Origin of the sequence: Aquabacterium sp. (assembly GCF_021768455.1) — a bacterium.
GTDB lineage: Bacteria > Pseudomonadota > Gammaproteobacteria > Burkholderiales > Burkholderiaceae_C > Aquabacterium.
The window spans coordinates 1-9125 of record NZ_JAIZVX010000160.1 but is presented as its reverse complement, the minus strand read 5'-3'; the positions used below and the strand labels follow the sequence as shown (position 1 = coordinate 9125).

11 protein-coding genes are annotated in these 9125 nt (G+C 66.9%); 3 read left to right on the top strand and 8 right to left on the bottom strand.

Annotated elements, in window-relative coordinates; translation table 11 throughout:
* From QZ994_RS16825 to eat, 8 genes are all read right to left on the bottom strand, one after another.
* A partial coding sequence (locus QZ994_RS16825) for an endolytic transglycosylase MltG (protein WP_290874307.1) occupies nt 1-247 on the bottom strand: 247 nt, incomplete at its 3' end.
* A gap of 37 nt (nt 248-284) precedes the next feature.
* Complete coding sequence (locus tag QZ994_RS16820) at nt 285-1094, bottom strand: TorF family putative porin (RefSeq protein WP_290874305.1); 810 nt, start codon at nt 1092-1094, stop codon at nt 285-287.
* A gap of 153 nt (nt 1095-1247) precedes the next feature.
* Complete coding sequence (gene folB, locus QZ994_RS16815) at nt 1248-1700, bottom strand: dihydroneopterin aldolase (RefSeq protein WP_290874303.1); 453 nt, start codon at nt 1698-1700, stop codon at nt 1248-1250.
* On the bottom strand, nt 1697-2611 hold the full coding sequence (gene purU / locus QZ994_RS16810) for a formyltetrahydrofolate deformylase (RefSeq protein WP_290874300.1): 915 nt from the start codon (nt 2609-2611) through the stop codon (nt 1697-1699). The genes folB and purU overlap by 4 nt, the downstream gene beginning before the upstream one ends.
* Nucleotides 2612-2620: 9 nt before the next feature.
* Nucleotides 2621-3574 (bottom strand): choline ABC transporter substrate-binding protein, encoded by a 954-nt coding sequence (locus tag QZ994_RS16805; protein WP_290874297.1) that lies wholly within the window; start codon nt 3572-3574, stop codon nt 2621-2623.
* Nucleotides 3575-3742: 168 nt separating this feature from the next.
* Complete coding sequence (gene eutC / locus QZ994_RS16800; RefSeq protein ID WP_290874294.1) at nt 3743-4612, bottom strand: ethanolamine ammonia-lyase subunit EutC; 870 nt, start codon at nt 4610-4612, stop codon at nt 3743-3745.
* Nucleotides 4609-6009, bottom strand: a complete 1401-nt coding sequence (locus QZ994_RS16795; protein WP_290874291.1) for an ethanolamine ammonia-lyase subunit EutB — start codon at nt 6007-6009, stop codon at nt 4609-4611. The genes eutC and QZ994_RS16795 overlap by 4 nt, the downstream gene beginning before the upstream one ends.
* Before the next feature lie 32 nt (nt 6010-6041).
* Entirely contained in the window at nt 6042-7445 is a 1404-nt protein-coding gene (gene eat / locus QZ994_RS16790; protein WP_290874288.1) for an ethanolamine permease, read from the bottom strand.
* Nucleotides 7446-7598: 153 nt separating this feature from the next.
* Between eat and QZ994_RS16785 the strand changes: the two genes are divergently transcribed.
* The 3 genes from QZ994_RS16785 to QZ994_RS16775 all read left to right on the top strand — a co-directional run.
* Entirely contained in the window at nt 7599-8657 is a 1059-nt protein-coding gene (locus QZ994_RS16785; protein ID WP_290874286.1) for a helix-turn-helix domain-containing protein, read from the top strand.
* A gap of 59 nt (nt 8658-8716) precedes the next feature.
* Complete coding sequence (locus tag QZ994_RS16780) at nt 8717-8863, top strand: hypothetical protein (protein ID WP_290874283.1); 147 nt, start codon at nt 8717-8719, stop codon at nt 8861-8863.
* A 53-nt stretch (nt 8864-8916) separates the two neighbouring features.
* On the top strand, nt 8917-9125 hold a 209-nt coding region (locus QZ994_RS16775; protein WP_290874280.1), incomplete at its 3' end, for a hypothetical protein.

Genomic DNA, 9125 nt, shown 5'->3' with positions numbered 1-9125 from the left:
GCGAGGCCATGATCAGTGCCTGGTAAGGCTGATCATAGGGTGCGTCCGGGGCACGGTCGGTCCATTCCTTGGCCAGCACCTCGTCCAGGCGGCTGTAGGCCTGGCCCAGCAATTCGGCGTCGCTCATGCCACGCACGTACTTGTAGGTATCGGGGAAGAAGCGGCCTTCGGGGAACACGCCGTCGTGGCCCAGGCGGGTCATGACTTCGGCGTCAGTCAGGCCGGCCAGGGTGACTTCCTCATTCACGTCTGGCTGGCCTGCCTGCTTCAGCTCTGATCCAGGATCAGAAGGTCTTGCCCAAGGTCAGGGCCAGGGCGGTCTTGCCCAGGCGCTTGGTGTAGGTGTTGCCGGTCGAGTCCGCAGCGAAGTCGGAACCGGTCCAGAACTTGTCCTTGTCCTGCGCGTAGGTCACGGCGCCGGTCAGGGTCCAGTTGCCTGGCAGGGCCTTGGAGACACCGACCTTGTAGTCCACCCAGTTGGCATAGGAGTGCTTGGCCAGGGCGCCCACACCGATGTGGGTCAGCAGGGTGTAGCCATTGCCCAGATCGGGGTTGGCGTTCAGGTCCAGGTAGAGCGAACCACGGCCCTTGTCGAAGGTGCCGAAGTAGTCGTCGCTGACGGTGATGAAGGTGTTGAAGGAGAAGATGCCCTTGCTCACACCCAGCTTGACTTCGGTGTAGTCGTACTTGCGGCCTTCCACGAAGGGCGAGGTGCTGCCCTGGTAGAGGTACTGGTACAAGGCAGCGGTGTAGCCGATGTCGCCCAGGGTGCCGGCGTAACCGGCGTAGATGCCCCATTCGGAGGAGCCGCCGCGGAACTCGGTGCCGCTGATGCTGGAGAGCCAGGTGCCAACGAAGAAGCCGCTGGCATGGGCGTAGTCCACACCACCCTGAATGGCCGGCTTGCTCCAGCTCTGGGTGAAGCCGCGCGAAATGTAGTTGCTGGTGATGGCGAAGTTGCCGGTGATGGGCAGGGCTTCGGCAGCCGGTGCGGCCTCAGGGGCGGCGGTCTGGGCCTGGGCCGAGGTGGCCAGGGCGGCAGCCAGCGCGATGGCCGAAGCGAAGGGCAGGAGAGCGCGAGAGGAAGACTTCATGGGTGGCTCGTGTGGTGGTGAGGTTGGCGGAGGGGGATCTGGTATCGATTGAAGGAGATCGGAGCCGGTGGCTCGTGCGCGAATCCGACATGAAGCATTGAGGAAGCGACATCGGTGCGGCAGCGCAACACCGTCGGCGCCACCCCGATGCCATCAGCCCTGTCGCTCGATGACGATGCCGACCTCGGCACCGGGAAAAGGCGCCAGCTTGGTCAGGCCCAGGCGCAGCCAGCTGAGCTTGAACTCGGCGATCAGGGCATCGGCCATGCCGTGGGCCATGGCCTCGACCAGCTGGCGCGGCTGTTCCAGCGCCAGGGCCTTGAGCCGGGCCACCACAGCGGCGTAGTCGATGGTATCGGCCAGGGCATCGGTCTGCGCGGCCGGGCCTTCGGGCAGGGTGAACTCGAGGTCGACCAGCACGGGCTGGGGCGCGGTCTGCTCCCAGTCGTAGACGCCGATGCGGGCCTCCATGGGCAGGCGCCGGATCACGATGCGATCGGGGTGTCGGCGCTGGCGGTGGGGTTTGGGTTGGGATGCCGCCTCGGCGGGCACGCGGGGTTCGCGGTGCTCACGCGAAGGCATCTGCAGGACGTCGGCTGAACTCATCGCAAGACCACCGTGCGTTGACCGTTGATGAACACGCGGCGCTCCAGCACGAAGCGCAGCGCACGCGAAAGAACCAGGCACTCCACATGGCGGCCGGCATTGAGCAATTGCTGAGGGCTGTCGGCGTGGTCCACGCGCTCCAGAGCCTGCTCGATGATCGGGCCCTCGTCGAGGTCGGTGGTGGCGAAGTGCGCCGTGGCACCGATGAGCTTCACCCCGCGCTCGTGCGCCTGGTGGTAAGGCTTGGCACCCTTGAAGCCCGGCAGGAAGGAGTGATGAATGTTGATGACGCGACCCATGAGGCGCTGGCACAGGGGTTCGCTGAGCACTTGCATGTAGCGCGCCAGCACGACCAGTTCGGCCCCGGTCGAGGCGATCAGGGCTTCAAGCTGGGCCTCCTGCTGGGGCTTGGTGTCGGCCGTGATGGGCAGGTGGTGGAAGGTGAGGCCCTCGGCCTCGACCAGGCCACGGGCATCGGGGTGGTTGGAAACCACGGCCACGATGTCCATGTGCAGCTCGCCGCGGCGCCAGGCCGAGATCAGCTCGCGCAGGCAATGGTCGTGCCTGGAGACCATGATCATCACGCGGGCCCGCTGGGCCAGGTCGCCCACGCCCCAGCGGGCATGGGGGAAGGTCGCCTCGTCGGATGCCAGGGCCGCCTGGATGGCCTCCGGGCTGGCTTCGCAGCGGAACACCGCACGCAGGAAGAAGCGTGCGCTGTCCGGGTCGTCGTAGACCGAGAAGGCCTGCACATAGGCCCCCTGCTGCTCCAGCACACGCGACACCGCGGCCACCTGGCCACGGCGGCTGTCGCAGGCCAGGGTCAGCCAGCGCTGGGGTGCGGGCTCGGCGGCGGGGTTCACACCGTTCACCAGGGGCGCAGCCGCCGGTGCAATCAAGGCATCAGACATGGCGTGCGCTCACAGACCCAGGTGCTTCTTGACCGCGGGCAGCCCCTCGGCGCCCGAGAAGGTCTTCACGCCCTTGAGCCAGCCGTCCAGCACCGCGGGGTTCTTCTTCAGGTAGGTCTTGGCCGCGTCGTTCGGCTTGGCCTTGTCCAGGATGGTCAGCATGACCTGGTTCTCGATCTGGGTCGTGAACTCCAGGTTCTTCAGGAAGGTGCCGACGTTGGGGCAGCGGGCTTCGTAGTCGGGCGGCAGGGCCGTGAAGACCTTGGCTTCGCCGTAGTTCGGGCCGAAGACGTCGTCGCCACCGTCGAGGTAACGCATCTTCATCTGCACGTTCATGGGATGGGGTTCCCAGCCCAGGAAGACCACGCCCTTCTTGCTGCGGGCGGCGCGCTGCACCTCGGCCAGCATGCCGGCTTCAGACGATTCGACCATCTTGAAGTTCTTCAGGCCGTACTGGTTCTTGGTGATCATGCCCTGGATGAGGGCGTTGCCGTCGTTGCCCGGCTCGATGCCATAGATCTTGCCGCCCAGTTCCTTTTCGAACTTGGGCAGGTCGGCGAAGGTCTTCAGCCCCTTTTCGTACATGTACTCGGGCACGGCCAGGGTGTACTTGGCACCGACCAGGTTGGGCTTGTACAGGACCTTGATCGTGCCGGCCTTGACGAAGGGCTCGATCATCGGGGTCATGGAGGGGTTCCAGTAACCCAGGAAGGCGTCCAGCTGCTTGGTCTTGAGGCCCGCGAAGGTGATGGGCACAGAGGCGATGGTGACCGTGGGCTTGTAGCCCAGGCCTTCCAGCACGACCGAGGCCAGGCCGGTGGTGGCGGCGATGTCGCTCCAGCCCACATCGGCAAAACGCACCTTCTGGCAGGACGCTGCTTCGGTGGCCAGGGCCGAGGTGCTGAAGGCAAAGACGCTGGTGATGGCCGCGCAGGCGGCCAGGATCACACGCTGGGATGTCATGGGGAACCTCTGGAAAAAGACGGTGAAGGGGGTGGGGTCAATGCCAACTGTTCCACGCTGGGCGCGCGCAACTGTCCTGAAAGCGACGCCAATTTGTTCAACTGCGGCAACTTGGGCAGGCCGTTCGCTGGCACCGCACGCTTGAGGGGGGCGGGCGCACCACCTCGTTCAGCGCAGATCGGGCAGGAGGAAGTTGCGCGAGGCGGCCCCGCCCAGGGCGGCGTCGGGGCTGGCGGTCTCGTCCTTGAGGGCGACACCGCTGAGGCCGCGGCGGCGGGCCTCGGTGAGCAGCCAGTGCAGCTTGTGCACGGCCTCGTCATAGGGCAGGCCGGCGGGCCGCACGTTCGAGATGCAGTTGCGCGCCGCGTCCGTCAGGCCCACGGCCGGCATCCAGGTGAGGTAGAGGCCCATGCTGTCGGGCGAACTCAACCCCGGGCGCTCGCCGATCAGGATCACGACGAGCTTGGCGCCCAGCAGCTCGCCCACCTCGTCGGCCACGGCCACGCGGCCCTGTTCGACCAGGCTCAGGGGCGCGATGCGCCAGCCTTCGTCGGCCAGCTTGGGCAGGATGCGCGAGAGGAAAGGCAGGGTGTGGGTGCCAATGGCCAGGGCCGAGAGCCCGTCGGCCACGACGAAGGCGATGTCATGCGGTCGTTCCGACGCGGCCTGGTCTGGCGCCACTGGCTCAGTGGGTGAGCCTCGGCGGGCCAGCAAGGCCTCGCGCGACGCGGCACTCAGGCGTCGGCCCAGGTCGGGGCGCTGGAGGTAGTTGTCGCGGTCGGCGGCGGCGCTGTGCAGGCGCAGGGTTTCGTGGCCCAACTCGCTCAGGGCGGTCTGCAGGGCCGACACATCGAGGGCCAGGTGCACGGCATCGCGCGCCTGGGCATGGGCCAGCTGGAAGGCCAGTTGCGGCTGGGTGGGCAGGCTGACGCCCGTGCGCCCCAGGGCGATGCGCGCATCGGTGAAGCGCCGCAGCGCCGCCCAGGGGTTGGCGTGCACGGGCGAGGCCTGGCCTGGCGGCTTGACAGGCTCCGTCATGCGGCCCCCTTCAGCGCAGGCCAGAAGGCCGGCGGCATGCTGTCGTGCAGGCGGAAGTCGGCATCGGGACGACTGAAGATCTGCGTCTGAGCCAGCCACTGTTCGAACTCGGGCGCCGGGCGCAGGCCCAGCACGCGGCGGGCATACAGGGCATCGTGGAAAGACGTGGTCTGGTAGTTCAACATGATGTCGTCCGAACCCGGGATGCCCATGACGAAGGTGCAGCCGGCCGCCCCCAGGAGCGTGAGCAACACGTCCATGTCGTTCTGGTCGGCCTCGGCGTGGTTGGTGTAGCAAACGTCGCAGCCCATGGGCAGGCCCAGCAGCTTGGCGCAGAAGTGGTCTTCCAGGCCGGCGCGGATGATCTGCTTGCCATCGTAGAGGTACTCGGGGCCGATGAAGCCCACCACCGTGTTGACCAGCAGGGGCTTGAAAGCGCGGGCCACGGCGTAGGCGCGGGCCTCGCAGGTCTGCTGGTCGACACCGTGGTGGCCGTTGGCCGAGAGCGCACTGCCCTGGCCGGTTTCGAAGTACATGACGTTGTCGCCCACCGTGCCGCGCTTCAGGGAGAGCGCGGCCTCGCGGGCCTCGGCCAGCACCGCCAGGTTCACGCCGAAGCTGCTGTTGGTGGCCTCTGTGCCGCCAATGGACTGGAAGACCAGGTCGACGGGCGCGCCGCGCTCGATGGCCTGGATGGTGTTGGTGACGTGGGTCAGCACGCAGGACTGCGTGGGGATGCCATAGCGCTCGATCACCTCGGCCATCATGCTCACCAGCTTGATGACCTGGGGGACGTTGTCGGTCGCGGGGTTGATGCCGAAGACCGCGTCGCCGCTGCCGTAGAGCAGGCCATCGAGCAGGCTGGCAGCGATGCCGCTGGCGTCGTCGGTGGGGTGGTTGGGCTGCAGCCGGGTCGACATGCGGCCCGGCAGCCCGATGGTGTTGCGAAAGGCCGTGACGACCTCGCATTTTCTGGCCACCAGGATCAGGTCCTGGTTGCGCATGATCTTGCTCACGGCCGCGGCCATCTCGGGGGTGATGCCCGGTGAGACGGTGGCCAGGGCCAGGGCATCGGCCTCGTCGCTCAGCAGCCAGTTGCGGAAGTCGCCCACGGTGAAGTGGGCCACGCGGTGGAAGGCCGCCGCGTCGTGGCTGTCGATGATGAGGCGGGTGACCTCGTCCTCTTCGTAGGGGATGAGGGCGTCGTTCAGGAAGGTGCGCAGCGGCAGCTCGGCCAGGGCCATCTGGGCGACCACGCGCTCCTGCGCGGTCTGCGCGGCCACACCGGCCAGACTGTCACCGGAACGGGCCGGTGTGGCCTTGGCCATCAGCTCCTTGAGGCTGCTGTAGGTGTGGGTGCGCATGCCCACGCGGTGGATGTATGCCGGACTGCTCATCGCGTGCGAACCTGTTCCTTCTCGTGCCGTGCTCAGCGGGCCAGGGCCGCGTCTTCGTCATCGGCCAGGGCCTGGTCGATGGCCTGCTGGCGGTTGCCGCCGGTCACCAGGAAGTAGCCGTAGCCCGCGGCCAGGAAGCCCAGGAACACGCCGAAGATCAGGGTGTTGTAGTAGATCATCGTGGCCATGCAGACCAGGGCACCCACCAGGGCAATGGCCGGGAAGACCGGGAAGAAAGGCGCGCGGAAGGGGCGGGCCATGCCGGGTTCGTCGCGGCGCAGCTTGAACAGGCTGAGCATGCTCAGGATGTACATCAGGATGGCACCGAAGACCGACATGGTCACGATGTTGGCGGTGAGCGTCATGCCGCCGATCTTGATGACCTCGTCGCTGTAGATCGCGGCGATGCCGATCACACCACCGGCCAGGATGGCGCGGTGCGGGGTCTTGAAGCGCGGGTGGACCTGGGCAAAGTAGGCGGGCAGGTAGGCTTCACGGGCCAGGGCAAAGATCTGGCGCGAGTAGCCCATGATGATCCCGTGGAAGCTAGCCACCAGGCCGAACAGACCCAGCCAGACCAGCATGTGCAGCCAGCCGCTGTGGTCGCCCACGATCATCTTCATGGCCTGGGGCAGGGGGTCGTTCAGGTTGGCCAGCTTGGTCCAGTCACCGGCACCACCGGCGAACACCATCACGCCGATGGCCAGAATCACCAGGGTGATGATGCCGGTGATGTAGGCGATGGGGATGGAGCGCTTCGGGTCCTTGGCCTCTTCGGCGGCCATGGCCACGCCCTCGATGGCGAGGAAGAACCAGATGGCAAAGGGGATGGCGGCGAAGATGCCGGGGATGGCGGCCAGGCTGAAGGTGTCCTGACCCGACCAGCCGCCCTTGGTGAAGTTGGCGATCGAGAAGCCGGGCGAGACCACACCCATGAAGACCAGGAGCTCGAAGATGGCCAGCAGGGTCACGGCGAGCTCGAAGGTGGCCGCGATCTGCACGCCCACGATGTTGAGCGCCATGAAGACCAGGTAGGCGCCGAGGGCGGCGGTCTTCGGGTCGAGCGTCGGGAACTGCACGTTGAGGTAGGCACCGATGGCCAGGGCGATGGCCGGTGGCGCAAACACGAATTCGATCAGCGTGGCCGCCCCGGCGAGGTAGCCACCCGTGGGCCCGAAGGCGCGTTTGCTGTAGGCGAAGGGGCCGCCCGCATGGGGAATGGAGGTCGTCAGCTCGGTGAAGCTGAAGATGAAGGTCGTGTACATGACCGCGACCATGATGGCCGTGACCAGGAAGCCCAGCGTGCCGGCCGAGGCCCAGCCGAAGCTCCAGCCGAAGTACTCGCCGGAGATCACGAGGCCGACGGCAATACCCCAGAGCTGGAGTGTGCTGAGTACGGGTTTGAGCGCATGGGCGCTCGGTGTCGAAGGTTTCATGATGGGTTCGCGCCAAGCGCAATGAAGGTGCCGCAGGGAGCTCGGTGAGGGGAAACCGCCCAACGAGGGAATGGAACTTGCTGCACCGACTGTAAGAAAACCCCGATCCCGGGCGTTATCGGAAATCGGCAAACTTCACTGGCACCCCTTCAGATGGACGCAGTCTCCCATCACCACCTTGGCCTGCAAGGCCGCGCCCCGCTCTGGGGCGGCCTGCCCTCGCCCCGTGCAAGCCTGCGCACCACCGAGGCCCACGACGCCGACGAACACGCCCACAACCTGACCGCCTGGGACCAGCGTTACGACCAGCTCAGCGCCGGCCGCTTCACCGGCCAGCTCACCGAGCTGCGCCTGCCGCAGATGCAGGTGTTCCGCGAAGGCACCAGCCAGGCGCTGCGCCAGTCCTGCCGCGTGTGGGCCGACTCCTTCTGGTTCGGCCTGCCCGATGTGGGCCCCTCCTCGCCCCTGCCGGGTGCGGCCGATGGCGCGCCCACCCGCATCAACGGCCGCCTGCATGGGGCCCACGACATCATGGTCCGCCCGGGTGACGAGCCCTTCGAGCTGGTCACCCCCGATCAGCACAGCCTCTTCGGCATGGTGGTGCAGCGCGAAGCGCTGATGGCCGCTGCGGCCAAGCAGGGCTGCCACGTCGACTGGGCTGCGCTGCAACAGGCCGAGGTGCTGCACGTGGCCGATGGCGCCCGCCTGGCCTGCCTGCAGGCCCTCGATGGCCTGCTGCCCCGCCACGCGCTGGATGGCGTGCAGCACGGCCCGGCGCACAGCGAGGTCGCATCCCTGCAGGACGCCCTGCTCAGCGTGCTGCTGGGCATGCTGGACACCAGCGAGGTCGACACCGCCGCGCGCCAGAGCTTTGCCAAACGCCAGAAGGTGGTGGCCCAGGCGCGCGAGCACGTGCTGGCCCACCCGGACCAGGCCGTGACCGTGCCCGAGTTGTGCGAGCAGCTGCACGTGAGCCGTCGCACCCTGCAGTACTGCTTTGAAGACGTGATGGGCCTGAGCCCGATCCAGTACCTGCGCGCCATCCGCCTCAACGGGGCGCGCCGCCACCTGCGCGCTGCGGCGCTGCAAGGCCAGGGCGTGCAGGACGTGGCAGCCCACTGGGGCTTCTGGCACCTGAGCCAGTTCGCCTGCGACTACCGCAAGCTGTTTGGCGAGACCCCGTCCGACACGCTGCGGGGCGGCGCGCACTGAAGCGTCCCGCACCCCGCCCGGGCGATCAGGCCATCAACTGGCGCCAGCTGCTGCCGATGATGAAGTTCCCGCTGTACCCGACCGTCTCCGCGACGATCCCATGGGCGCAGCTGATGTTCGGCTACCTGCGTATGACGAAACGTCGTCACCACGCGGTGATCAAGAACATCCTGCCGAACGGTGCCGCCTGGCGTCCACACGGCTAATCGCCACCGTCTGACATGGAGCGCCTTCGGGCGCTCCTTTTCTGGAGATCACAATGCCAAAACTACTGTGCAAACTGCTGAACGCATCCGAACTGATCAGCGGCGTGAAATTTGTCACGCATCAGGACGGTATGCTGTCCGAAGAGGTCAGCGACGAAGTTGCTGCCACCTTCACTGAAATTCCAGGTTACGAAATCGCTGTGCCGGTGCAAACCGTAGCAGTCACCGTCGTAACGCCAGCAGCTGCTGAGCCGGCCGCCGA

What these genes read in the sequence shown, in the direction of transcription:
- QZ994_RS16820 (WP_290874305.1), bottom strand. Translation starts at nt 1,094, where the DNA reads ATGAAGTCTTCCTCTCGCGCTCTCCTGCCCTTCGCTTCGGCCATCGCG.
- QZ994_RS16785 (WP_290874286.1), top strand. Translation starts at nt 7,599, where the DNA reads ATGGACGCAGTCTCCCATCACCACCTTGGCCTGCAAGGCCGCGCCCCG.
- eat (WP_290874288.1), bottom strand. Translation starts at nt 7,445, where the DNA reads ATGAAACCTTCGACACCGAGCGCCCATGCGCTCAAACCCGTACTCAGC.
- folB (WP_290874303.1), bottom strand. Translation starts at nt 1,700, where the DNA reads ATGAGTTCAGCCGACGTCCTGCAGATGCCTTCGCGTGAGCACCGCGAA.
- QZ994_RS16780 (WP_290874283.1), top strand. Translation starts at nt 8,717, where the DNA reads ATGAAGTTCCCGCTGTACCCGACCGTCTCCGCGACGATCCCATGGGCG.
- QZ994_RS16805 (WP_290874297.1), bottom strand. Translation starts at nt 3,574, where the DNA reads ATGACATCCCAGCGTGTGATCCTGGCCGCCTGCGCGGCCATCACCAGC.
- eutC (WP_290874294.1), bottom strand. Translation starts at nt 4,612, where the DNA reads ATGACGGAGCCTGTCAAGCCGCCAGGCCAGGCCTCGCCCGTGCACGCC.
- QZ994_RS16795 (WP_290874291.1), bottom strand. Translation starts at nt 6,009, where the DNA reads ATGAGCAGTCCGGCATACATCCACCGCGTGGGCATGCGCACCCACACC.
- purU (WP_290874300.1), bottom strand. Translation starts at nt 2,611, where the DNA reads ATGTCTGATGCCTTGATTGCACCGGCGGCTGCGCCCCTGGTGAACGGT.